25 protein-coding genes are annotated in these 21,309 nt (G+C 70.2%); 14 read left to right on the forward strand and 11 right to left on the reverse strand.

From position 1 onward, the window contains the following. The first annotated feature begins 17 nt into the window (after nucleotides 1-17). Entirely contained in the window at nucleotides 18-1,463 is a 1,446-nt protein-coding gene (locus ACFLIM_RS35945) for a glycosyltransferase 87 family protein (RefSeq protein WP_393172837.1), read from the forward strand. On the opposite strand, the gene ACFLIM_RS35950 is transcribed toward ACFLIM_RS35945, so the two are convergent. Both ACFLIM_RS35950 and ACFLIM_RS35955 read right to left on the reverse strand, forming a co-directional pair. Further along, nucleotides 1,387-1,860: a hypothetical protein gene (locus ACFLIM_RS35950; RefSeq protein ID WP_393172838.1), complete on the reverse strand. Its 474-nt coding sequence runs from the start codon at nucleotides 1,858-1,860 to the stop codon at nucleotides 1,387-1,389. The two genes, ACFLIM_RS35945 and ACFLIM_RS35950, sit on opposite strands and share 77 nt — an antisense overlap. Continuing rightward, nucleotides 1,857-3,161 carry a molybdopterin-dependent oxidoreductase gene (locus tag ACFLIM_RS35955; protein ID WP_393172839.1) on the reverse strand — a complete coding sequence of 435 codons (1,305 nt, stop codon included), beginning with the start codon at nucleotides 3,159-3,161 and terminating at the stop codon, nucleotides 1,857-1,859. Before ACFLIM_RS35955 ends, ACFLIM_RS35950 begins: the two co-directional genes overlap by 4 nt. A 561-nt stretch (nucleotides 3,162-3,722) precedes the next feature. On the opposite strand from ACFLIM_RS35955, the gene ACFLIM_RS35960 reads away from it, so the two are divergent. From ACFLIM_RS35960 to ACFLIM_RS35980, 5 genes are all read left to right on the forward strand, one after another. Next, nucleotides 3,723-3,929, forward strand: a complete 207-nt coding sequence (locus tag ACFLIM_RS35960) for a hypothetical protein (RefSeq protein ID WP_393172840.1) — start codon at nucleotides 3,723-3,725, stop codon at nucleotides 3,927-3,929. Nucleotides 3,930-3,963: 34 nt separating this feature from the next. Continuing rightward, nucleotides 3,964-4,089, forward strand: a complete 126-nt coding sequence (locus ACFLIM_RS35965; RefSeq protein ID WP_393172915.1) for a molybdopterin-dependent oxidoreductase — start codon at nucleotides 3,964-3,966, stop codon at nucleotides 4,087-4,089. 268 nt (nucleotides 4,090-4,357) lie between these two features. Continuing rightward, a complete protein-coding gene (locus tag ACFLIM_RS35970) occupies nucleotides 4,358-5,665 on the forward strand; it encodes a hypothetical protein (protein WP_393172841.1) in 1,308 nt (435 codons plus the stop codon). Nucleotides 5,666-5,754: 89 nt separating this feature from the next. Next, nucleotides 5,755-6,381, forward strand: a complete 627-nt coding sequence (locus ACFLIM_RS35975) for a TIGR04282 family arsenosugar biosynthesis glycosyltransferase (RefSeq protein WP_393172842.1) — start codon at nucleotides 5,755-5,757, stop codon at nucleotides 6,379-6,381. Further along, a complete protein-coding gene (locus tag ACFLIM_RS35980; RefSeq protein WP_393172843.1) occupies nucleotides 6,378-6,989 on the forward strand; it encodes a class I SAM-dependent methyltransferase in 612 nt (203 codons plus the stop codon). The genes ACFLIM_RS35975 and ACFLIM_RS35980 overlap by 4 nt, the downstream gene beginning before the upstream one ends. A 476-nt stretch (nucleotides 6,990-7,465) precedes the next feature. On the opposite strand, the gene ACFLIM_RS35985 is transcribed toward ACFLIM_RS35980, so the two are convergent. Next, nucleotides 7,466-7,894: an alpha/beta fold hydrolase gene (locus ACFLIM_RS35985; protein ID WP_393172844.1), complete on the reverse strand. Its 429-nt coding sequence runs from the start codon at nucleotides 7,892-7,894 to the stop codon at nucleotides 7,466-7,468. Here ACFLIM_RS35985 and ACFLIM_RS35990 point away from each other — a divergent pair. Next, nucleotides 7,867-8,415 carry a hypothetical protein gene (locus tag ACFLIM_RS35990; protein WP_393172845.1) on the forward strand — a complete coding sequence of 183 codons (549 nt, stop codon included), beginning with the start codon at nucleotides 7,867-7,869 and terminating at the stop codon, nucleotides 8,413-8,415. The two genes, ACFLIM_RS35985 and ACFLIM_RS35990, sit on opposite strands and share 28 nt — an antisense overlap. Before the next feature lie 12 nt (nucleotides 8,416-8,427). Here ACFLIM_RS35990 and ACFLIM_RS35995 read toward each other — a convergent pair whose 3' ends face one another. The 3 genes from ACFLIM_RS35995 to ACFLIM_RS36005 all read right to left on the reverse strand — a co-directional run bounded on the left by ACFLIM_RS35995 (nucleotide 8,428) and on the right by ACFLIM_RS36005 (nucleotide 11,041). Then, nucleotides 8,428-9,009, reverse strand: coding sequence for a hypothetical protein (locus ACFLIM_RS35995; RefSeq protein WP_393172846.1), 582 nt, complete (start codon nucleotides 9,007-9,009; stop codon nucleotides 8,428-8,430). Nucleotides 9,010-9,423: 414 nt separating this feature from the next. Further along, the gene (locus ACFLIM_RS36000) at nucleotides 9,424-10,389 is read right to left on the reverse strand and encodes an NAD(P)H-dependent flavin oxidoreductase (protein WP_393172847.1); all 966 of its coding nucleotides are present in this window, start codon (nucleotides 10,387-10,389) and stop codon (nucleotides 9,424-9,426) included. A 160-nt stretch (nucleotides 10,390-10,549) separates the two neighbouring features. Further along, nucleotides 10,550-11,041, reverse strand: a complete 492-nt coding sequence (locus ACFLIM_RS36005) for a hypothetical protein (RefSeq protein WP_393172848.1) — start codon at nucleotides 11,039-11,041, stop codon at nucleotides 10,550-10,552. An 82-nt stretch (nucleotides 11,042-11,123) separates the two neighbouring features. Here ACFLIM_RS36005 and ACFLIM_RS36010 point away from each other — a divergent pair, with 82 nt between their 5' ends. Then, a complete protein-coding gene (locus ACFLIM_RS36010) occupies nucleotides 11,124-11,762 on the forward strand; it encodes a TetR/AcrR family transcriptional regulator (RefSeq protein ID WP_393172849.1) in 639 nt (212 codons plus the stop codon). Between the two features lie 84 nt (nucleotides 11,763-11,846). Here ACFLIM_RS36010 and ACFLIM_RS36015 read toward each other — a convergent pair whose 3' ends face one another. Continuing rightward, on the reverse strand, nucleotides 11,847-12,017 hold the full coding sequence (locus ACFLIM_RS36015) for a hypothetical protein (RefSeq protein WP_393172850.1): 171 nt from the start codon (nucleotides 12,015-12,017) through the stop codon (nucleotides 11,847-11,849). Nucleotides 12,018-12,136: 119 nt separating this feature from the next. Here ACFLIM_RS36015 and ACFLIM_RS36020 point away from each other — a divergent pair, with 119 nt between their 5' ends. Beyond that, nucleotides 12,137-12,406, forward strand: a complete 270-nt coding sequence (locus ACFLIM_RS36020) for a hypothetical protein (RefSeq protein WP_393172851.1) — start codon at nucleotides 12,137-12,139, stop codon at nucleotides 12,404-12,406. Nucleotides 12,407-12,586: 180 nt separating this feature from the next. Here the strand turns inward: ACFLIM_RS36020 and ACFLIM_RS36025 are convergent, their stop codons facing one another. Genes ACFLIM_RS36025 through ACFLIM_RS36035 form a run of 3 tightly spaced genes read right to left on the reverse strand, consistent with a single transcriptional unit; the run spans nucleotide 12,587 to nucleotide 15,401 of the window. Beyond that, nucleotides 12,587-13,855, reverse strand: a complete 1,269-nt coding sequence (locus ACFLIM_RS36025) for a glycosyltransferase family 4 protein (RefSeq protein ID WP_393172852.1) — start codon at nucleotides 13,853-13,855, stop codon at nucleotides 12,587-12,589. Continuing rightward, a complete protein-coding gene (locus ACFLIM_RS36030; protein WP_393172853.1) occupies nucleotides 13,852-14,637 on the reverse strand; it encodes a phosphatase PAP2 family protein in 786 nt (261 codons plus the stop codon). The genes ACFLIM_RS36025 and ACFLIM_RS36030 overlap by 4 nt, the downstream gene beginning before the upstream one ends. Continuing rightward, on the reverse strand, nucleotides 14,634-15,401 hold the full coding sequence (locus tag ACFLIM_RS36035; protein WP_393172854.1) for a DedA family protein: 768 nt from the start codon (nucleotides 15,399-15,401) through the stop codon (nucleotides 14,634-14,636). Before ACFLIM_RS36035 ends, ACFLIM_RS36030 begins: the two co-directional genes overlap by 4 nt. Before the next feature lie 147 nt (nucleotides 15,402-15,548). Between ACFLIM_RS36035 and ACFLIM_RS36040 the strand changes: the two genes are divergently transcribed. From ACFLIM_RS36040 to ACFLIM_RS36050, 3 genes are read left to right on the forward strand one after another with little or no spacing between them, the layout of a single operon-like run. Beyond that, entirely contained in the window at nucleotides 15,549-15,965 is a 417-nt protein-coding gene (locus ACFLIM_RS36040) for a BlaI/MecI/CopY family transcriptional regulator (RefSeq protein WP_393172855.1), read from the forward strand. A 13-nt stretch (nucleotides 15,966-15,978) separates the two neighbouring features. After that, nucleotides 15,979-16,923: a M56 family metallopeptidase gene (locus ACFLIM_RS36045; RefSeq protein ID WP_393172856.1), complete on the forward strand. Its 945-nt coding sequence runs from the start codon at nucleotides 15,979-15,981 to the stop codon at nucleotides 16,921-16,923. 52 nt (nucleotides 16,924-16,975) lie between these two features. Continuing rightward, a complete protein-coding gene (locus ACFLIM_RS36050) occupies nucleotides 16,976-17,368 on the forward strand; it encodes a hypothetical protein (RefSeq protein WP_393172857.1) in 393 nt (130 codons plus the stop codon). Nucleotides 17,369-17,375: 7 nt separating this feature from the next. Here ACFLIM_RS36050 and ACFLIM_RS36055 read toward each other — a convergent pair whose 3' ends face one another. After that, a complete protein-coding gene (locus ACFLIM_RS36055) occupies nucleotides 17,376-19,316 on the reverse strand; it encodes a multicopper oxidase family protein (protein WP_393172858.1) in 1,941 nt (646 codons plus the stop codon). Between the two features lie 165 nt (nucleotides 19,317-19,481). On the opposite strand from ACFLIM_RS36055, the gene ACFLIM_RS36060 reads away from it, so the two are divergent. Both ACFLIM_RS36060 and ACFLIM_RS36065 read left to right on the forward strand, forming a co-directional pair. Next, on the forward strand, nucleotides 19,482-20,621 hold the full coding sequence (locus ACFLIM_RS36060) for a sensor histidine kinase (RefSeq protein ID WP_449291491.1): 1,140 nt from the start codon (nucleotides 19,482-19,484) through the stop codon (nucleotides 20,619-20,621). Next, nucleotides 20,618-21,289 (forward strand): response regulator, encoded by a 672-nt coding sequence (locus ACFLIM_RS36065; protein WP_393172860.1) that lies wholly within the window; start codon nucleotides 20,618-20,620, stop codon nucleotides 21,287-21,289. The genes ACFLIM_RS36060 and ACFLIM_RS36065 overlap by 4 nt, the downstream gene beginning before the upstream one ends. Nucleotides 21,290-21,309 lie beyond the last annotated feature (20 nt).

Below are 21,309 nucleotides of genomic sequence, written 5' to 3' on the forward strand. Positions count from 1 at the left end.
CTTCCGCGGACCGGGACATGACGCCGGACAGCGTGGCCCGCTGCCGCTTCGCCGGCACGGCCGTGCTCCTCCTCTCCCTGGTCTGCGTGCTCGCGCTGACAATCAGCGCGGGCTCGTTCTACACCGACCGCGTCGACCTGCTCTGGCGGTACGCGCTCGCGTGGGCGCTCTTCGCCGCGGCGGTGTGGACCCTGCGCAAGGTACCGGGACGCCAGGCAGCGTTCCTGGTGGTCGCCGGAGGCATCGCGGTGACCGCCACGGGCCTCCTCGCGCCTCCGGCCACCAGCACCGACTCCTACCGCTATGCCTGGGACGGCCGGGTGCAGGCGGCGGGCGTCTCTCCCTATGACCACGCCCCGGCCGACCCCGCGCTCGCGCTGCTGCGCGACCGCTGGCTCTTCCCGGAGGGCGTCGGCTGCGACGGCCCGGACCGCTACCCGATCCCGTCCAGCGAGGGCACCCGATCATGTACGCGGATCAACCGCCCCGCTGTCCACACGATCTACCCGCCACTGGCGGAGGCGTACTTCTGGGTCGTGCACCGGCTCTCGCCCGAGGGGTCACGGCACAAGCCGCTCCAGATCGGCGGAGCGTTGCTGGCGCTGGGGACGGCCCTCGTCCTGCTGATCGCGCTCCGGCTCAGGGCTCCCGCGCGGGCCGCCTGGTGGGCATGGTGCCCCGCCGTTCCGATCGAGTCGGCGAACAACGCCCATGTCGACGCGCTAGGCGTGCTGCTCACCGTCATCGCCCTGATCATCGCGAACCAGCACAGAGTCGGCAGCGGCCTGCTGCTCGGCGCGGCGACCGCCGTCAAACTCCTGCCCGCCACAGCCGCACCCGGGATGCTCTCCGGGCTCCTGGCCAGAGGCGGGCCTCCCACGCGACGGCGCGCGATCGACGCCCTGGCGATCTTCGGGCCCGCCCTCCTCGTCGTGACGCTCGCGTATCTGCCGTACATGCTGGCGTCCCACGAGTCCGTCCTCGGCTATCTCTTCGGCTACCTGGACGAGGAGGGCTACGACGACACCGGCGGCAACCGCCGCTACGCGGTGCTCCGTCTGGTCCTGCCCGACTCGTGGGCCCTGCCCGCCGCCCTCGCCGTTCTCACGGTCGCGGCCCTGCTCGTCCTTCGCCGGGGCGACGCCCACCGGCCGTGGCGTGGAGCCCTGGTGGTGACCGGTACCGCGTTCCTCGTCCTCACGCCCGGATACTCCTGGTACGCCCTGCTGGTCGTCGCGCTCGCCGCCCTCGACGGGCGCTGGGAATGGCTCGGCATCCCGCTCGCCGCCGCCGTCTCCTACCTGGGCCCTCAAGCCGGCCTCGGAACTGCCGCCTACGCTGTCGCGACACTGGCGGTCGTCGCAGGCTGCGTCACACGCATGCTGCTCAACGATCCGCCCTTCTCGACACACCGCGCCGCACCGCGTACAGCAGCCCCGAGACGCCGAAGAGCACCAAGCTGATCAGCAGCCACCGCGCGAGATAAGGAGAGGTGCTCAGTCCGACCGCCCAGCGATAGTTGCGCTCGGCGCCGCGGAGAATGAGCGGGAACCACACCAACAGCAGCAGTCCGGACAGCGCGGCCGGCACCCGCAGGTGATTGATCACAGCGGGCCGCCGCGTCCGCCGCGGGCGCGATACTCGCCTGGTCAAGGCCTGGGTGGCGGCGTCGGCCGCGGAATACAAGGGATACAGCACCAGATCGTGCAAGATGATCGCACCCACGAACCATGCGGCGAACCCCAGCCAGATGCCGGCGGCGACCACCCGGGTGGCGGCATAACCCGCAACCACGAAGCAGGCCACCAGCACGAGAAGGTGCCACAGGGGGGCACCGTAGACGCTCACCCGCCGGTTCACGGCCTCTCCACGCGGAAGTCGAGTTCGCGCACCCATTTGGTGTTGTGCACACCCGGGGCGTTCGGCACGATGATCCGCGCCGGGTATCCGTGGTCGAGCGACAGGTCGGCGCCGTTCACGCGCAGCGCGAGCAGCGAGCGCGGGTCGGCCACCTGCCCGGCGCTCAGCGACGCCTGGCCGAAGTAGCCCACGCGCTGCAGGGACCTGGCCGTGACTCCCGCCGAGCCGGGCGGCACTCCGGCCAGGCGGGCCAGGTCCGCGAGCCGTACGCCGGTCCAGATCTGCTCGGTCGACCACCCCTCCACACAGGCGATCGGAAGCGCGTAGGTGTGCAGCGGCATGGCCAACAGGTCCTCGCGGGACAGGTGGAGCCGGCCCGCGCCGGCGACCGCCAGCCGCCACTGCGCGCCCGTCTCCGCCGCGGTGACGCCCAGGCTCGCCGCCGTCTTGTTGATCTGGAAGTCGTTGGGCCCGGTGCCGTACTCCCGCCCGCGCGGCGCCAGCAACGCCGTACGGCGCAGTGGCCCGTCCACCGTCTGCCCCACCGACAGGCCGAACATCATCACCGAACCCCCGCCGACGAACGCCAGCAGCCCGCGCCGGGACATGGTGGGCGGCGCCGGTTTCGCGGCCACCAGGCCATCGGGGTCGGGCGGTTCCGGCCGCGTGCCTGCCAGGCCCGTGCGCAGCTCACGGCGCAGGTCCCGTGACCGCACCGCGCCGATCGCCTTCGGCAGCCGCACGACGACGTGGACGACGAGCGCGACCAGGAAGATCCACGCACCGTACAGATGCGCCGGGTAGAAGGAGAACGGGAAGACGTAGAAGACCTGGATGTTGAGGATCCCGGTGACGAACTGGAACACCGCGCCGCCCACCAGAAGCACCAGGCTGGCCCGCTCGACGGCCTCGGCGATCGAGCGCGCGGGCGGCCACGCGAACAACTTCGGGATCACCGACCACAGCTTGGCCAACAGCACCGGCACCAGCGTCAGCCCGACGATGACATGGGCGCCCTGGGTGAGCCGGTACATCCAGACCGGATTCGTGGGCCAGTCGAAGAGATAGAAGCCCAGCAGGCCCTTGGTGGGGGTGGTGTCGTTTCCCGGCAGTCGCGGCTCGTAGGCGGCGTACGACAACAACCCAGTGACCGCGACGATGACCAGCCCGACCAGCAGGACCAGGCCGAGCACCGACGTGAGCCACGGGCCACGCAGAGGGCTCCGCCAGAACTCGGGCCGAAACGGCCCAGGAGGCCCGCCACGCAACCACGCCGCCAACCGCGTCTCCCCACCGGTCACGTCATGCTCACGGGCACGTCTGGGCGGCGTATCCGGCATTGATCCCCCCGAAGCCGATGTCGGATGCTGCTGTCCTTACCGGTTACGCCACCTTCTATGCTTCGTCACGGTACGCATTTGGCCATGCCCGATCGCCCCAACCGGGCGACTTCACAGAGTGCGGACGGCACCCGCTGCGGCGGCATCGCGAGCGACCCACGGTGTCAGGCTCCGATGCATGAGCCTGATACGCGCCACCGTGACATTCGGTCAGTCGCTGTCCGGCCGTTCACCAGCCGCCTGCGTTCCGAGCAGATGGCGGCCAGGCTGGGAACGTGACTGGGGATCAGCTTCACCATCGCCTTCGCGACCGGCCTGTTCAGTCATTTCGTCCAGCACCCGCCCGCGTGGCTGCTGTGGCCGTCACGGCCCGTCAACCTCTACCGGATCACCCAGGGCCTGCACGTCATCGGCGGAATCGCCACGGTCCCCCTCCTGCTGGCAAAGCTGTGGGCGGTCTATCCGAAACTGCGGCAGTGGCCGCCGCTGCGCTCGGCCAGGCACGCCGCCGAGCGGCTGTTCGTGCTGCTGCTGGTCGCGGGCGCGCTGCTTGCCCGGCTGCCGCAGCACACGGTAAGGCTGCCGATCGCGTGCGTCGAAGGCTGGAGCGTGGAGTGCGAGTGGTCGGGCGTGCGTCTGCGCGACCTGATCAACCAAGCCGACGGCTCGCCGGAGGCGTTCCTGACGGGTCGAGTCCCTCGAGCGGAGCGGCTACTACCGCAGCATTGAGGTACGGCCACCGCACTGGAACGACCCGCTGACCCTGCTCGTCCTCAAGATCAACGGCCGGACACTCGACGCCGATCACGGCTACCCGGTGCGGCTGATCGCGCCCAACCGGCCGGGCGTCATGCAGACCAAGTGGGTGGCGGCGGTGCGGGTCGCATGAGGTGGATCGGCTACGCCGTCGGCATCGCGGGCCGACAACCCGTCGATCCTGCCGCTCGACTACCTACGCAACCTGCTGCTCGTCCTGGCCGCGCTCGGGCTCGCCGCGCTACTCGGCACCGAGCTGGGCGGGCTCACCGGCACGCTGTTGTCCGTCATGCTCAACCGCATCCCGAAGCGACGCGTCCCGTCCTAGAGGTTCTTACGGAGTGCGTACGGCTGGCGCCGCGGCGGCCACGAACCGGGCTCCGGGTGCGACGCTGCCGTGTGTGAGCCGTCACGTGTTATACGTGGGCGGGGTGCTCCTGGCACTGGCCGCCGTCGTGGTCAGAATGGTGGCCGGGCCGCCCGGCCTGGGCTGGTATCTCCTGGCCTGGGCGCTGTTCGCCACAGCCTTATCGCTGGCCCGGCGGCTGCCGGAAAGGCAGCTGACCGCCCTGGTCGTCGCGGGTGGCATCGCGCTGGCCGCGACCGGGCTGGCCGCGCCGCCGAGCACCAGCACCGACGCCTACCGGTACGCATGGGACGGCCGCGTGCAGGCGACAGGCGTCTCGCCCTACGACCACCCGCCGGCCGATCCCGCACTCGCCCCGCTGCGCGACGACTGGTTGTTCCCATCCGAGTGCGAGGCCCCCGAGCTTTGGCCTCTGCCCGCCGGTGGCTGCACGCGGATCAACCGGCCCACGGTTCCCACGATCTACCCTCCGGTCGCCCAAGGTTACTTCCTCCTGGTCCACTGGCTCTCGCCGGACGGCGCCCGGCACAAGGTCCTCCAACTCGGCGGTTGGGTGATGGCCATCCTGGTGCTCCTCTCGCTGCGCCGCCAGGCCGGTGTCCGGACGGCCGCGTACTGGGCGTGGTGCCCGGCCATACCCGTCGAGGCCGTGAACAACGCGCACGTCGACATGCTGGCCGTGCTGCTGGTGGTGCTCGCCTTCGGCACCGTACGCACTCGCGGTGCGCTGCTGGGCGCGGCCGTCGCGGCCAAACTGCTGCCCGCCACAGCGCTGCTCGGCGCGTTGTCGGGAGCACTGGCGGACGGAGTGGCGTGGCGGCGCGTACTCAGGCTCTCCGTGCCCGCCGTACTCGTCGTAGGCCTGGCATACCTGCCCTACGTGCTGGCCTCGCAAGCCCCGGTGGTGGGCTACCTGCTGGGTTACATCCAGGAGGAGCGGTACGAAGCACCCGCCGATGGGAACCGGTATGTGGTGCTGCGGCTGGTGATGCCGGACTCGTGGGCGCCGTACGCCGCCATCCTGCTGCTCGCCCTGGTCGTCCTCCGCGTCCTGCGCCACGGCGACCCGGAGCGGCCCTGGCACGGGGCGCTGGTGATCAGCGGGTCCCTCCTGCTGCTGTTCACCCCCGGGTACTCCTGGTACGCACTCCTGGTCGTGGCACTGGCCGTCATGGACGGCCGGGCGGAATGGCTGGGCGTCGGCCTGGCGGGTGCGATGGCCTACATCGCCGGCCCGACGGCGCACCCCAGCCCGGCCATGCCGTTCTACGCCGCGGCCGCGCTGGCCGTGCTGATCGGCTGGGCCGTACGCCGACCCCGCGAAGCGGGAATACGCCAATGAACCCGAAGACCGCGCTCGCCCTGACCGAACGGGCTGCCGTCAGCATGTCGTAAGGATTGAGCACCCTGCGTCGCCCTACTGTCGATCACGTGGCCCAAATCATGATCATCGCCAAGGAGCCGGTGGCCGGGAGGGTCAAGACCCGGCTGACCCCGCCGTACAGCCCCGACCAGGCCGCGGCCCTCGCCGAGGCCGCTCTCCGCGACAGCCTGCTCGCCGTCTCCGCGACACCCGCGACCCAGCGGGTACTCGCCCTGGACGGGCTGCCGGGCAGCTGGCTGCCTCCCGGCTTCGTGGTGATCCCGCAGCGCGGCACGGGCCTGGACGAGCGTTTGGCGGCGGCGTTCTCCGACGCCTACCGGCTCCGGCCGGAAGCCGTCGTACTGATCGGCATGGACACTCCGCAGGTGACTCCCGCTCTGCTCGGGGAGGCGGTGGAGGTCTTGGAGCGGCACGACGCCGTGTTCGGCCCGGCCGCGGACGGCGGCTTCTGGCTGCTCGGCCTGCGCGAGCCGGACCCTTCGCTGCTGCGCGGCGTGCCGATGTCTCATCCGGAGACCGGCAAGCTCCAGCTCGACCGGCTGGATCGGGCCGGACTTACCGTCCACCTGCTGCCCGAGCTGACCGATGTCGACACTGCGGCGGACGCGGACGCGGTGGCCGAGCAGGCGCCGGCTTCCCGCTTCGCCGCCGCGCTACGGGAGCTGGGCCGATGATCGGGCAGATCTACGCCGACGCGCTCGCCGGAGCGCCCGCCGAGATCGAGTACGTCGATGGCACCCGTGTCGTGCTGGAGACCGCGCGCTGGTTCGAGCCGGTAGACGGCGACGAGGCGCTCCTGAGCAGGTGCGCCAGCCCAACCCTGGACATTGGCTCGGGTCCCGGCCGGCTCACCGTCGCGCTGACCCGCCGCGGCGTTCAGGCGCTCGGCATCGACATCACCCCTCGCGCCGTCGCCCTCACCCGCAGAGCGGGAGGGTTCGCCCTGCTCCGGGACGTCTTCGACGAGGTCCCGGGCGGTGGCCAGTGGGCGACGGCGCTGCTCACCGACGGCAACATCGGCATCGGCGGCAACCCCGAGACGCTGCTGCGCCGGGTCAGGCAATTGGTCCGGCCGGGCGGGAACGTCCTGGTCGAAGTCGCACCACCCGAGACGAAAAGCCGGGTCGACCGTGTACGGCTGCACCGCGGCCCGCTCGTCGGGGACTGGTTCGGCTGGGCGACCGTGTCGGTGAGCGACATCCAGCGTGTGGCACGTGCTGGCGGCTTCCCGGTCGCGGACTGCTGGACGACTCACGGCCGCTGGATGGCCTGTCTGAGCTAGGCTCATAATCCGTGGGTCGTGGGTTCAAGTCCCACCCGCCCTACCACGCCGACCTGCGGTTTTGCGCGAACCTGTAGTCGCGTCATCTGACCGTGAGTCACGGTGAGCCACATGTAAGTCACGCCCCAGCTCGCGCCTTGCCGATCCATCGCGCAGGGCTTGAGCTGGGAATTCTCCGGAGTGGCTACGCGGCTCGGTGGTACTCGTTGATCAACCCGCCGAGCACCTCCCGACGTTCGATCCGGCCTCCCAACGATACGACGGCTCGCTCGTCATGATCGGGTGGTCGCTGCGAGCGGGATTGGTGCGGCCGATGACCGTTGTAGCTGATCGGCATACTCGACCAGTACCGAGCGCAGGTGCTGCCGGAGGGGCAGTTTCGCGAATCAAGAACCGCCGACTGGCTCATGGGTCAGGTCCACCAGCCTCCGACGACCTCGACACCCTCACTCTCGAGGGCGTTGTGCCACGCCGGGTCACGCAGCAGCTGGCCGAGGCCCTGGAGATCTTTCGGCTCCATGAGGCTCGGGAATACCGTGAGCTCGGCGGGTGAGAACCTGATTGCAGCCTTCTTGAAGCGTCCCTAAGGTGGCCTTCGGGTTGCGCTCGAACTCCGTCTCCGGCTCCTTGGGGCGCTGGAAGTAGACCATGTAGAACCCCTCACCGATCACCTCGCGCATCCGCTTCACTGGCGGGCCGGAGGTGCGCGGCCTGTGCGGCACACTGAGCGCGGCGACGCCGCGCACGAGGTCTGGGCGGAACTGGGCGGTGTGCCAGGCGACCGGCGCGCCCCAGTCGTGCCCCACGATCACGGCCTGCTTCTCGCCCAGCGCCTCCAGCAGCGCGGTGACGTCGCCGACCAGGTGCACGATCGAGTATGCCGATACGTCGGCAGACCGGTACACCGGCGTTCGCCCGCCCGGACCTCGCCAGTCGCCCCGGCGGCGGCTTCCCGAACGCCGACACCGCCTATCTCTACGCGGACGTCACCCCGCCCTCCGACCGCCAGGTCGTCGTCATCCACGGCAAGGCCCCGCGCACCGCCCGGGGCTCGCACCCGGCGCCCTGGCCGGCCACAGGCAAGGATGCGCGCTACTGGTCGATGTGCACGAACCTCACTGTGCCCCCGTACCAGGTCGTGGCGAACCCGCTGCCCGGAGGCACGTCCGACTACGGGTGCCGGACCGACGACCAGACCGAGCACGACGCCGACGCACGCTACAGCTACGTGGTCGGCAGGGAGTCACAGCGCCGAGCGATCGAGAAGGCGCCCGGGGTGACGTTCCTGCCGTTCTCGAGGGCCCAACCGACGGCGGTACACCGGATCATCCTGCGCAACATGGTCGCGGACGGCGGCTTCGCCGAGGCCGTGCAGAACGTAACGCCCTACGAGCCCACCCCGCGCGGGCGGGTCGCAGACCGATGACATAAACACTGATCATCTATCACCACCGCTCGGCCGGGGCCCCGCCGTATCACGGGCCGTCGTTGCCGACATGCTCAGGGCGGCGACGAAGGGCTCGCGGATACCAGGATCGCAGTGAACCTCCTCCAAAGCTCGCTTGTCCGCGTCGGGGGCGGAACCAGCCGGATGGTCGGTTCCAGGCCCGCACGCGACCGGCATCGAGCTGGCTCCATCCCAGCCTGGGCCGGACGGAAAGGTGACGTCGATGACGACTCGGTTCCCGTCCAGGTCGATGGTCAGGTATCGGTGCACGTCCCACAAGCCTTCCTCAGGCACCGCGGCGGCTGCGGTCGGGCCGAAGCTGCGGGCAGCGTCTTCGGGCGTGCACCGGTAGACGCGATGGACCAGCTGCGGTTCGGTGTGCGGCCACTGTTCCGCCAGGACCGCTGCCAGCAGCGCATGCTTCGTCGAGCACGTCCCCCGCCATTCGGCGAGCGCCCCTTGAGCGCTCCGCTCCATGGGACGCCCGTAAGGCATCGAGCGCACCGCCTCCACGACCTCCGCCAGGGAAGCGTTCTCCGATAGACCCGCCCTTGCTATCAGCGATTTCAACATGGGGGTCATTATCGACCTACCCAAGCAAGCCACTCAATTGGGGCGCAGGCTATTATGCGCCACGTCGTAACCGCAGATACAGAATCACGCGAAGATTGACCCATACACCACGTCCGTAGAGGTGACCTCGTAGTGGAGCACGAATACCAGGTGACGTTCATTGAGGATCAGGATGCGCTCCAGGAGTTCACGGCGTAGGGTGCGATGATCCGCTCACAGATGGCGTTCATTCTCAGTGTCCGCGACAGAGTCGTAATGGCCCGAAGCCCTACAGCGTGGAAGAACTCCCTGAATGCGGAGATAAAGAGCGGATCCTGATCCTGGATCAAGAACCGCAGCTCGACACGAACCCGCAGGCCAGCGCCAGAACTGCTTTTGACACCGGACGTGCCGCTCACCGAGACCAACTGTCGGTCAGCGCCTCCCGGCCTTGGCCAGGGCGTCCACGGCCTGGGTGGCCAAGGTGGTGACGAGGTCCGCTGCTGAGGGCAGGTCGGTGATGAGGTCGATGGCCTCGCCGGCCCAGACCGGTAGCGGGGGTATGGCGCCTCGCGCCACGTCGTTCTGGTAGGCCTGTCTGGCCTGGGAGTCGCCGGCGAGCTCCGCCTCGCGGCCGCGCCATCGGTCGAGGTAAGGGTGGCCGAGGGTACGGGCGGGGTACTTCGACGGCCATCGGGAGCCGCGAGCAATGTCCAGCACGCTGCTGCGCTCGGTGTCCTGCCCCCGTCCTTCGACGATCGCCTTGGTGATCGCGGGGTCGACCAGAGCCTCGACGGTGGCCTGGAAGCGGGTGCCGATCAGGGCTCCGGCCGCGCCCAAGGCCAGGGCCGCGGCCAGGCCGCGGCCGTCGGCGATCCCGCCGGCCGCCAGTACCGGCACCGGAGCCGCGAGATCCACCACGATGGGTACGAACGGCAACGTGGACCGCCCGCGCCTGGCGCCATGGCCACCGGCTTCGGTGCCCTGCGCCACGACGACATCGGCACCCAGGTCCACGGCCCGCCAGGCCTCCTCCACGTCGGTGACCTGAATGATCAAGGCGGCCCCCGCTTGACGGATGGGTTCCACGAACGGGCTCGGGTCGCCGAAGGACAACATGACCGCCCGGGGGCCGTATCCCAGCGCACGCTCCACCGCACCGACATCGATCGCCCACGTCAGGAAGCCGACGCCCCACGGTTGGTCGGTACTCGAGGCGACGATCTGCACCTCACGATCCAGCCACTCCCGATCCCCGTTCCCGGCACCCAGCATCCCGAGCCCGCCGCCGCGCGAGACGGCCGCCGCCAGCGCACCACCGGCCGAGCCGCCCATCGGCGCCAGCACAATCGGATGCCGCACCCCGAACAACTTCGTGAACTGCGTCGACAACACCTTCATCACATCATCTCCGAGTTCCGATAGACAGGACATCAGGCAGCGCCAACCGGCCTCCGCGACCGGCTATGCCCAGCCCGCCGAAACGGCCACACACCAAACCGGCGCGCCCGTGACCGGTTCGCCACCCACATTCGCGCCTTTCAAGGTTTGCGTCCGTTCCTCATCGGGATGCTCGAATCCTTGCCGCGGCGTCGCGGAGCACCCCGGGTACCAGTCGGCGATGGATGACGGACAACGGGGGCCACACGCCATGGCCCAGGCGCCGGTCGTAACGCAGAAAGGTCCCCAGCGACACCCGCCCATCGGCTGTCTGTACGAGGAGGTTGCCGGTCAGAAACCAGGAAGCAGCCTCAAGCCGGATCCAATCCTCGCCACGTTCGCCGATCTGCCATCCGGCCACGGTGGCCGGCGATCGTCCTCGGCTGAGTCGGAAACCGAGGAGACCGCGCCAGATCAGCGATTCCGCGACGCTGGGGACGTCGCCGAACATCGCCCGAGCCCACTGCTCCGGTGTTGCGTCCGCGTCCTCGTCCGCGTCCGGGGAGAGGGTGAATTGGTCGGCGTAGTCGATGTCAGGCAACGAGCTAAGTGCGCGAACGGATTCGGGGATGTTGTGTGTCCCCACGGCACTGTCCACAAAGCCGACGGTCATCCCACTGTCTCCGTTCACGTATACGATGCCGTATAAATCCAGGTTAGCTCATTTATACGGTGGCGTATATAGGGGAGGCTAGGTGAAGCACATCGTGGGCGCGACTCGCACGCCGCGTGACAAGTGGATCGAGGAGGGGCTACGGGCGCTGGCCGCCGGCGGCCTGGATGCCGTCCGCGTCGAGGCGCTGGCGAAGAAGCTCGGCGTCACGAAAGGCGGGTTCTACGGGTCCTTCGCCGACCGCGACGCGCTGCTGGAGGCGATGCTGGACGCCTGGGAGCGGGAGAGCATCGACGAGGTGATCGACCGCGTCGAGCGCGAGGGCGGCGATCCGAGGACCAAAATCCAGCGCGCGGGCGTGCTCACGTTCTCCAGCGACCGCCTGCTGCCGATCGACCTCGCGATCCGAGACTGGGCCCGGCGCGACGAGGCGGTCGCCGAGCGCCTGCGACGAGTGGACAACCGGCGCATGGCACTACTGCGCCAAATGATCGGCACCTTCTGCTCCGATGCCGACGAAGTCGAAGCCCGCAGCCTGCTCGCCTTCTGCGTAGCGATCGGCGAGCACTTCCTCGCCGCCGACCACGGCGACCGCACACGAGCCCAGGTTCTCGTCCGCGCTGCCGACCTGCTGCTTAACCGGCCCACGAAAACCACGGCCGCTGACAGAGATGATGGAGGTGAGCGCCTCCCGCCGGGGTTTGCCCCAGCCTCCGACTGACCTCGGGTCCCCATGGTGATGGCCGTCCGCGCTTTGGCGGCGGCGTGCTTCGATGCGCGACCCACCGACGCCCGCATCCGCGATCTAGGTGCGTCGAGCACCCTCGCCCGCAGAGGTCGTATCCAACAGGAAGGCGTCTACCGCGGCCACGAACTGGCGGGGCTTGAACATGTGGATCACGTGGTTGGCGTGAATCTTCTGGTAATGGCTGTGTGGTACCAGCCGCTTGATCTGGGCCGCGTCCTCGTCGTCCATCGCGCCGATGAGACCGTGCGAGGGCAGGCGACGCCAGTCGGCGTGGAGCACCAACAGCGGACAGGACACGCGGGCGAGGGCGTCGACGTGGTCGAGTCCATCTCCCCGGCCTGCCCGGCGTGCTGCTGGCCGCCATCGGCATCGGGGCCGGCACCGGGCTGATCACCCCGCTGGCCTTCGCCTGGCTCGCTTCGGCCACCCCCGAGGAACGCCTGGGCCAGACGATGGGCGCGGCCGAACTCGGCCGCGAGCTCGGCGACGCGGGCGGCCCTGTGCTGGTCGGCGGCCTGGCCGCGGCGGCGGGCCTGGCCGGGGGCTACGCGGTCCTGGCGGTCGTGGTGGCTGCGGTGGCGGCGGCGGCCCGCCGCACTCCTGCTGTGGCCGAGTGACATTCCTGCAGCCGCTGATCTGCGTGCTGCTGCCCGTGCTGCTGCGAGGGGTTGGTCCGATGTGGCGGCGTACGGGTGAGCGCGGAGTGCGGCCAAGGGCTTTGTCAGGCCGCGCGGTCCTCACCGCTGCCCTCTCCCGCCTCGGTGCTTCGACCACATCGTGCCCTCCTCGGAGCGAGGTCAGCGGCGGCTTTCCCGGGGCACGGACGGGATGAGCGCGCGAAGCCGGTGCAGATGGGGCATCTGGCGGGCGGCCCGGCTCAGCCGGGCGCGCAGCCTCGCGCGGCGGCGTTGCCGGGTGCGGGCGCGGCGGCTGGCGTGCAGGTCGGCGAACAGTTCGTCGTAGCGGCTGGCGATGGCCCGGGGGTCGTAGCGGCGGGCCTCGGCGAGTGCGGCGGCGCCCATGCGGCGCCGTGCCGGTTCGTCGTCGATGAGGTCGAGCAACCCGCGGGCCAGCGCATGAGAGTCGCCGACGGGGACGAGCCGGCCGTCCACCCCGTCGTGGATGATCTCGGCCGGGCCCAGCGGGCAGTTGGTGCTGACCACGGGCACGCCGCAGCGCATCGCTTCGACGATGGTCATCCCGAAGGATTCCGCGTCGGAGGAGACCGCGACGATCGAGGCCTTGGCGAACTCGGCCTCGATCTGCGCGTGCGCTCCCATCAGCGCTGCCCGGCCCGTCAGGCCGGCGCGCTCGATGAGGTGCTGCAGGCGCTCTTGCTCGGTGCCGCCGCCGTAGATCCGCAAGCGCCAGCCGGGGCGCGTGGCGGCGATCTCGGCGAATGCTTCGATGAGCAGGTCGAAACGTTTGCCGCGGACCAGCCGCCCGGCCGCGGCGATGACCTTGGTGGTGCCGTCGGAGGGCGGGTTCGGCGGTTCGGGCACGCTGTTGGGTATGGCCAGTACCCGCACTCCCGGCAACGACATTTTGGCCCGATAGGCGGCGGCGTCGGCGTTGGTGGTGGTGAGCACGGCGTCCAAGGTGCGGTAGTGGCGGGCCAGTTCGGCGCGCAGCCTCTTGCTGTGGGTGTCGTGGGTGAGGTGTTCCTGCGCGATGCGCAGGGCGTGCGGGGAGCCGAAGCGGGCGAGGTAGACGTTGATGCCGGGGCGGGTGCCGATCACCACGTCGGCGCCGCAGTCACGTAGGTACCTCTCGGCCCGCTGGTCGGTGAGCCGGCTGTATTGTCGGTGGCGCCCCTCGGCGGCGGGGAAGGCCTGGGCCGGTTCGTGGTGCAGGGGATCGCTGCTGTCCCGGCTGCCGGGGCGGATGTCGACCAGGGGCACCACTCTGACCCGGGGATCGATGGCGAAGCGCGGCTGCGCGCGGTGGCGCAGCATCGAGACGATCTCCACCTCGTGGGTGCCGGCCAGCGCGGCGGCGAGGTTCACGGTGGTGCGGATGGTGCCGCCGATCCCGTACACGTTGTGGATCAGGAAGGAGATCTTCATCCGTTGCCCTCCCCGTCGGGCCTGCCCTCCGGGACCAGCGCGGGCGGGCGGGCGCCGTAGGCGTCGGGCACGACCACGGCGGGCGGGGCCGTTCCGAGCAGCGGGTGCAGGCGGGTGCGGGTGAGCGCCTGGATGAGCCGGCTGATCGGCCGGTGCAGCAGCAGATGGCCGGCCCAGGCGACGCCGGCGCCGAGCGCCAGACCGGCCAGCACGTCGTGGGGGTAGTGGATGCCGACGTAGACGCGGGAGGCGGCCATCGCCAGCGCGGCGATCCCGGCCAGGACGCCCAGGCGCCGGCTGACCAGCAGCACGCCGACGGCCACGACGCCGGCCAGGGTCGCGTGGTTGCTGGGGAAGGAGTAGTCGTCTGCCGGGGGGCACGCCTCCACGAGGAAGGCGTTCGGGAAGGCGCGGCACGGACGCGCCTCGGCCGCCACCAGCTTGATCGCGGCGCTGAGCGCGAGGGCGGCGGCGGTGGTGAGCGGCGCGCACAGGGCGGCGGTCAGGGACCGGCCGCCGCGGTGGCGCGCGCGCCACCAGGCGGCGGCGAGCAGGACGCCGAAGACGAGAACGCCGTAGGTGGTCCACGCCTCGGCCGGCGCGTTGAGCCAGGCGGTGTGCCGGGCGGCATCGGTGACTGCGGTGTACCAGCCGCCGTCGAAGGCGGGGCCGTCGAGTACGGGCAGCGGGCCGGACAGTAGGCCGGACAGCGGGCCAGACAGCGGGCCAGACAGCGGGCCAGACAGCGGGCCGGATAGGGACACGGCGGCGATGGCGGTCATGCGGTGTAGTCCTCGCGTCGGTGCGCGGCGTCGCGGTGGGCGGTGCGGTGGGCGGTGCGGTGGGCGGTGCGGTGGGCGGTGCGGTGGGCGGTGCGGTGGGCGGTGCGGTGGCGGCGCAGTTCCACCGCCAGGGGGATCAGGGACGCGGCGACGATGACGGCGACCGCGGGCAGCAGATATCGGTCGACGTCGGGGATGGTGGAGCCCAGCGCGTATCCGGCCAGGGTGAGCCCGAGCGACCACAGCAGCCCTCCGGCGACCTGCCAGAGCGCAAAGATGCGCGCGGGCACCCCCAGCGCGCCGGCCAGGGGGTTGAGGACGGTGCGCACCACGGGCACGAACCGGGCCAGCACGATGGCCTTGCCGTGGCCGTAGCGGGCGAGCAGTTCCTCGGCGCGGGCCGCACCGCGCCGCAGGTGCGCGTTGCGGCTGCGCTCCAGCAGGGGACGCCCGGCCCGGCGGCCGATCACGTAGCCGGTGTGCGCGCCGAGCAGCGCCCCCGCCGCCGCGGCCGCCAGCACCGCGGGCAGCGACAGACGCACCCCGCCGGCCGACGTGGCGCACAGCAGTCCGGCGGTGAACAGCAGCGAGTCGCCGGGCAGGAAGAACCCGATCAGCAGCCCGGTCTCGGCGAACAGCACGGCGAAGACCCCCACCGTACCCAGGCTGGTCAGCAGCGAGGTCGGATCCAGCGGGTTGACCGCCAGCGCCCAGGCAGGCGGCCCGGCGGCATACAACAGCGCGGCATAGGACAGCAGGGACAACGGGATTTCCTCATTCCGCCCGCGTCCCCCCTCCGGCGATGCGGAGGTATGGGTGCGCATGGCACACTTGTCGAACAAACGCGACTTCTACACAATAGTAGAAGTTCTACACGACTGTAGAAGATAGCGGAAGGGGTGACCAACTCGATGGCTGCGAACGCGCACGGCGACGCCGTCTCGGCGGGTGGGCGCCGGCCCGGCGGCGCGCTGGAGGCCGAGGTCCTGGCCGTCCTGCGCAAGGCGGCGCCGCGGGCGCTGACTCCCGGCGAGGTCCGCACCGCTCTGGGCGGCGCCTTGTCCTATAGCACCGTAGTGACCACCCTGTCCCGGCTGCATGACAAGGACGTGCTCGTGCGCACGCCTCGTGGCCGGGCCTTCGCCTACACCCCTGCCGCCGACGAACCCGGCCTGGCCGCCCGGAAAATGCGTCAGGTCCTGGAGAACGAACCCGACCGCGAGGCCGTCTTGAGCCGCTTCGTCGACGACCTGGCCGCGGGCGAGGAGCAGCTGCTGCGCCGCCTGCTGGGTGCCGACCTCGACCCCGGTCAGTACCCCGGGCAGTAAGGAGCACTCGCGCATGCGCCTCGCCGTCTACCTGCCCCTGCTCCTGCCGGCCCTGGCCGCTCTGGCTGCCCGGCCGCTGGCCGACCGCCTGCATCCACGGCTGGCCACCTGGCTGCTGACCGTCTCCGCGGTGGCGCTGGCCGCCGCCAGCTCCGCGGCGCTCGCCCTGCTGGCGCTGGCCGGGCTGGCCCGCCTCCCCCTCGTGGCCGCCCTGGGTCACTGGTCCGCGCGTGTCATGCAGCGCGACGACCCGACAGCCCTGTGGACCGCCTTGATCGCCGGCGCGCTCCTGACCGCGGCGGCGGCCGCCGCCGTGCGCATGTTCTGGCGCCGCATCCGCATCCTGCTCGCCGCCGCCGCCGAAGCCGCCTGTCTACCCGGAACCGGCGAAGTGGTCATCATGGACGACCCCGCCGCCGAAGCCTACGCAGTGCCCGGACTGCCCGGCCGCATCGTCGTCTCCACCGGCATGCTGCACGCCCTCGACCCGGCCGAACGCGACATCCTGCTCGCCCACGAACGCGCCCACCTCGCCGGCCGCCACTACCTGTTCACCGCCGCCGCCCAACTGGCCGCCGCCGCCAACCCCCTGCTGCGGCCCCTGGCCAGCGCCGTGGCCTACACCGTCGAACGCTGGGCCGATGAGGACGCCGCGGCCGCTTGCGGCGACCGCCGCCGGGTCGCCCGCACCGTGGGCAAGGCCGCCCTGGCCTCTTCCCGCACCGGCGCCCGCTCGCGCTTCCCGGCCACCGCCCTGGGTATCCTCGGCCGCCATTCCGCATCCCTGCGCACCGCGGGACCCGTGCCCCGCCGGGTAGCAGCCCTCCTCACCACCCCACCCGGCCGCCGCACCCTGCCCCTGGCCGTCGCCGCCGCGATCCTTCTCGCCGCCGCCCTGTGCTCCATCGAGGCCGCCCACGACTTCGAGGCCCTCTTCGAACTCGCCCGCCTGCGATAACCGGGCCGACCCAGGCCACACGCGGGACATCCCGTTGGCAGATCACATCATCGTGATCGCCGAGAGCGGCGAGTTCGATCCGAATATCATGCTTCAGGCCGCGCACATGGCCGCCACAGCCGGGTCCCCCCTCACCGTGGCCCTCCTGTTCACCCCGCCCTGGTCCATTGCCTTCGAGCCTGCGGCCGCCTTCCTCTTCAACGACGATGAGCTGGAGTTCAGCGTGCTCATGCTGCTCACCGGGGCACTCGAATCCGTTTCCGTCGAGTGGCGGCTGGAGAGCGTGATGAGCACTCCCGAAAGCACGATCGTCCAGCTGGCGGGCAGGTATCGAACTCCGTTGCTCGCCGCGGCCGGGCGCCGTAGATGGGGGGTCTGGCGCCGTCCGGCCCGCATCGCCAGATCCGTCGGCCTTATCTGCGGCCTTCCTGTCGTGCTGCTCTGATCCCGCATCACTCGGGGTTGTTCCCAGTCGCATCGCCCACCAGGTAGGGGGTCGTGTATCCCTCGTACATCAAGTGCATGGTCATGCCCTGGGCGGCGTGTTCCAGGTTGTGGCAATGATCCATCCACAGGCCCGGTTTGTCCGCTCGGAAGGCGACCTCGTAGCTCTCTCCGGGCGAGACTTGCAGAGTGTCGGTCCACCACGGGCTGCCCGTCGACGGCGTGCCGTTGCGTGAAAGGACCAGCATGTGGTGGCCGTGCAGGTGCATCGGATGCTCGCTGAAACTGCGGTTGAGGAAGGTCACCTTGACCAGGTCGCCCTTGCGCACCACGAGGCTCGGCACATCGGGGAACAGCGCGCCGTTGATGGTCCGCTTCAGGAGGAACTGGCCGTCGTAGAACCCGAATCCCTGACTCAGGAGCATCGTGAACTGGCGATCGAAATCGCTACGTGCCCCGAACGGTGTCTGGGCCGCACTCCCGTAGCTGGTCGGGTCCAGCGTCGGTCCAGGGGTGATGGTGCGCACCTCGCCCGCGCCGTCGGGGGACAGCAGGATCGCGGCGCTGCCGTCGCCGTTCTCGTCCTCGGTGATGGCGAGCTGCACCGGGCCGTCCGGCATCGTGAATGTGAGGTCATAGCGGCCGCCCCCGGCCACGAACAGGCTCTTCCCTGTGATGTCCGATGCTCCAGTGAGGTCGGTGCCGTCGATTGCGGACACCCGGAAAGGCGCACCTGCCAACGAGTACCCGCGGGCCTCGTTGTCAGCGTTGACCAGCCGCAACCGGACCGGCGTGCCCGGCTTGACCGCCTTGCGCGACACTCGCGACGAGGGCGTGGCCCCGCCCAGGGAGAAGGCGGTCACCCTGCCGTCACCGACGGGATAGGCGTGCGCGATCGCGGTGACGTCGACTCCGCTCACGGGCCCATCGGCGGGTTCCACCACCAGCGCGCCGAGCAGGCCCCGCTTTACCTGGGCATCCGACTGCTGATGGGAGTGGTACCAGAACGAGCCGACCTGCTGCGGGACGAACCGGTACACGTGCCGCCCACCAGGTTGGACGGCATCCTGGGTGAGCCCGGCGACTCCATCCTCGGCGTTGGGCACGTCGAGACCGTGCCAGTGCAGGGTCACGCCTGCCGGGATGTCCTTGTTGACCAGCGTGACCTCCACCAATTCCCCCTGCTTCAGCCGCAGCTCGGGGCCCGGAAGCGTGCCGTTGAACGTCCAGGCCTCCACGGTCTCCCCCGAAGGGAGCTTGACCTTGGCGGTCTCGGCGGTGAGCGTGATACGCCGGTCCGGTTCGCCCTGCGGCCCGGTCAGCGTGCTGATGTCGACAGCGGGGCTCGCAGCATGCGGGTGCTGCATGGCGGCGTGGGCCGAGACGTCGGAACGGCCGCCGTAGTCGAGGTTGCCGTGGTCCATCATGCTCGCGCGCTCGGGCAGCTTGCTCACAGCCCAGGCGCCAGCCGTACCGGATGCGACGAGCAGCACGATCGCCGCTATCAGGCCGGCGGTGCGTCCACGGCGCGGCGGACCCGCCAACCGGTGCTCCCACCAGCGCGCCAACGCTCCGCCCAGGAGGAGCACGGCCGCCATGACCTCGACTGTGGTCAGGTACGGCGGGGCCTGCGGAACGAAGGTGGCATAGCCCTGAAGAACCGCAGCCAGAACGGCAGTCCGCAACCGCCAGCGCGCGACGCTTCCCCGCGGCGGAGCCAGAAGCACCGCGGCGACCACCGCGGGCAAGGCCACCATAACGACGTCGGCAGCGGCAGCCCAATTGATCCACCACAGATAGCCGGCGCCTGCGACTCGAATCAGCGCGATGACCGAGGCAGCGACGAGCGCCCCGCGGACCAGCCTGGACGAGCGTGCCCGGACGGCGACGACGTAGGCCACGATCAGAGCCGCGGCAGCCGCATATCCGACGATGAGCATGATTTCCATGACTCACGACTCTGCTGCTCACGACGGGTCATCGTCGTCCGGTGTGAGGCTGATTGTGGGCGAGAGGGTCATCCGCCGGACTACACCCATGCGCATCAGGCAGTACGTGGGAACCACTCCGCTGGGCTGATGTGGCACACGGCGGCTCCGACCTAGGCTGGGATCATGCCAGCCCACACCCGCAGGACCGTAGTCGACGCTCTGCTGGCCGTGGCCGTGGCGGTGTGGGCCTCCGTCATGGCATGGACCTCATCAGGGGCTAGCCGGCCGGTGGATGTCGGCGCATTCGGGCTGATCGTCATTGCCTCCGTCGCCGTCGCGCTGCGCCGACATTTCCCGATACCGGCCCTGCTCGCTACCGATGCGGCCACGCTGGGATGGCTGCTCGCCGGATACCCCGGGCGTGCCATGACCGCAGCCCCCTTGATCGCCTGCTACACCGTGACCGCCCTGCGCGGCTGGCGCTGGGGTCTCGTCGCAGTGGTACTGAACTCGATCACCGCGACCGTCGCGGTAGGCCTGCCGCTCCGTACCAGGTTGCTGGAGGAGCCGGTGATCAACGCGGTGGCGGTGACAGTGGCGGCGTTCGCCCTGGGCACCGCCGTCTACTGGTACGGCGAGCAGCAGGCTGCCACCCGCGAGAAACTCGCCCGCGAAGCGCGAGCCCGCGAGCAGGAAACGCTTCGCATCGCGGCCGATGAGCGGGTGCGCATCGCCCGCGAGGTCCACGACGTGTGCGCCCACTCCATGGCCGCCATCAGCGTGCAGGCGGGCGCCGCGCTACACGTGATCGAGCAGCAGCCGGGCCAGGCCATCGAGGCGCTGACCGCGATCAAGAAGCTCAGCGACGAGGGGCTTACCGAAGTTCGAGCCATCCTCGGGACCTTGCGTGGTGGTGACGAACCCACCCCAACCAGGAGCGGCCTGCACAGGCTGGATGCTCTGCTCGAGACGGCCCATGCGGCAGGGCTGCGCACCGAGTTGACCATCTCGGGCGATGCTCTCCCCCTGCCTCGAGCGGTAGACGTGACCGCATACCGGATCATTCAGGAATCTCTCACGAACGTCCGCCGTCATGCGAGAGCGAGATCTGTCGTCATCTCGATCAGCTACGAGCTTCGCCAGCTTACGCTGGTAGTTCGTGACGACGGCCAGGCGAAGGCACCCCACGTGAACGGCAGCGGGCACGGGCTCAGAGGGATGCGGGAGCGGGTCGCCGCGTTAGACGGCGATTTCAGCGCCGCGCCGCACCGGGCCGGCGGCTTCGAGGTACGCTGCGTACTTCCTCTCCCGGAGCAAGCATGACATCCGACCTCATACGCGTCCTCATCGTCGACGATCAGGCGCTGGTTCGCGGCGGCTTCCGTATCCTGGTCGACAACGCCCCCGACATGGCGGTCGTCGGAGAGGCCAGCGACGGGGCCGAGGCGGTTGAGTTGGCCCGCCTGAACCGGCCCGATGTCGTGCTCATGGATGTCCAGATGCCCGGGACGGACGGCCTCGAAGCCACCCGGCAGATCGTCGCCGACCCCGACTTGACCGGAGCCCGCGTACTGATCCTCACCACCTTCGACCTCGACGAGTACGTCATAGAGGCACTCGACATCGGCGCCAGCGGATTCCTGCTGAAGAACACCGATCCGCCGCAACTGCTGCACGGCATCCGCGTCGTCGCCGGAGGCGAGGCTCTCCTCTCCCCCGGGCTGACACAGCGACTAATCGCCCAACTCGCCCGCCGTCCCGGGCCGTCGCAGCCATCCGTCCAATTCTTCGACCAGCTCACCGAGCGTGAGCGCGAAGTCGTCGACCTTGTGGCCCAAGGAATGAGCAACGCGGAGATCGCCGGGCTGCTGTTCATTGGGCAGACCACGGTCAAGACCCACGTCAGCCGCGCCCTCACCAAGCTCGGTGCCCGCGACCGGGCCCAGCTCGTCGCTCTGGCCTACCGTCATGGCCTGACCACGCCGCCGTAACGGTCGGTGGCCGCTATTAG

Source organism: Nonomuraea marmarensis, assembly GCF_043197025.1.
Taxonomy (GTDB): Bacteria; Actinomycetota; Actinomycetes; order Streptosporangiales; family Streptosporangiaceae; genus Nonomuraea; species Nonomuraea marmarensis.

Coding starts and splice junctions, on each gene's coding strand:
- ACFLIM_RS35945 (WP_393172837.1), top strand. CDS start 18: ATGACGCCGGACAGCGTGGCCCGCTGCCGCTTCGCCGGCACGGCCGTG.
- ACFLIM_RS36045 (WP_393172856.1), top strand. CDS start 15,979: ATGCGCCTCGCCGTCTACCTGCCCCTGCTCCTGCCGGCCCTGGCCGCT.
- ACFLIM_RS36055 (WP_393172858.1), bottom strand. CDS start 19,316: ATGGAAATCATGCTCATCGTCGGATATGCGGCTGCCGCGGCTCTGATC.
- ACFLIM_RS35990 (WP_393172845.1), top strand. CDS start 7,867: ATGCCGATACGTCGGCAGACCGGTACACCGGCGTTCGCCCGCCCGGAC.
- ACFLIM_RS35995 (WP_393172846.1), bottom strand. CDS start 9,009: ATGTTGAAATCGCTGATAGCAAGGGCGGGTCTATCGGAGAACGCTTCC.
- ACFLIM_RS36025 (WP_393172852.1), bottom strand. CDS start 13,855: ATGAAGATCTCCTTCCTGATCCACAACGTGTACGGGATCGGCGGCACC.
- ACFLIM_RS36015 (WP_393172850.1), bottom strand. CDS start 12,017: ATGGACGACGAGGACGCGGCCCAGATCAAGCGGCTGGTACCACACAGC.
- ACFLIM_RS36065 (WP_393172860.1), top strand. CDS start 20,618: ATGACATCCGACCTCATACGCGTCCTCATCGTCGACGATCAGGCGCTG.
- ACFLIM_RS36060 (WP_449291491.1), top strand. CDS start 19,482: ATGCCAGCCCACACCCGCAGGACCGTAGTCGACGCTCTGCTGGCCGTG.
- ACFLIM_RS36000 (WP_393172847.1), bottom strand. CDS start 10,389: ATGAAGGTGTTGTCGACGCAGTTCACGAAGTTGTTCGGGGTGCGGCAT.
- ACFLIM_RS35980 (WP_393172843.1), top strand. CDS start 6,378: ATGATCGGGCAGATCTACGCCGACGCGCTCGCCGGAGCGCCCGCCGAG.
- ACFLIM_RS36040 (WP_393172855.1), top strand. CDS start 15,549: ATGGCTGCGAACGCGCACGGCGACGCCGTCTCGGCGGGTGGGCGCCGG.
- ACFLIM_RS36005 (WP_393172848.1), bottom strand. CDS start 11,041: ATGACCGTCGGCTTTGTGGACAGTGCCGTGGGGACACACAACATCCCC.
- ACFLIM_RS36030 (WP_393172853.1), bottom strand. CDS start 14,637: ATGACCGCCATCGCCGCCGTGTCCCTATCCGGCCCGCTGTCTGGCCCG.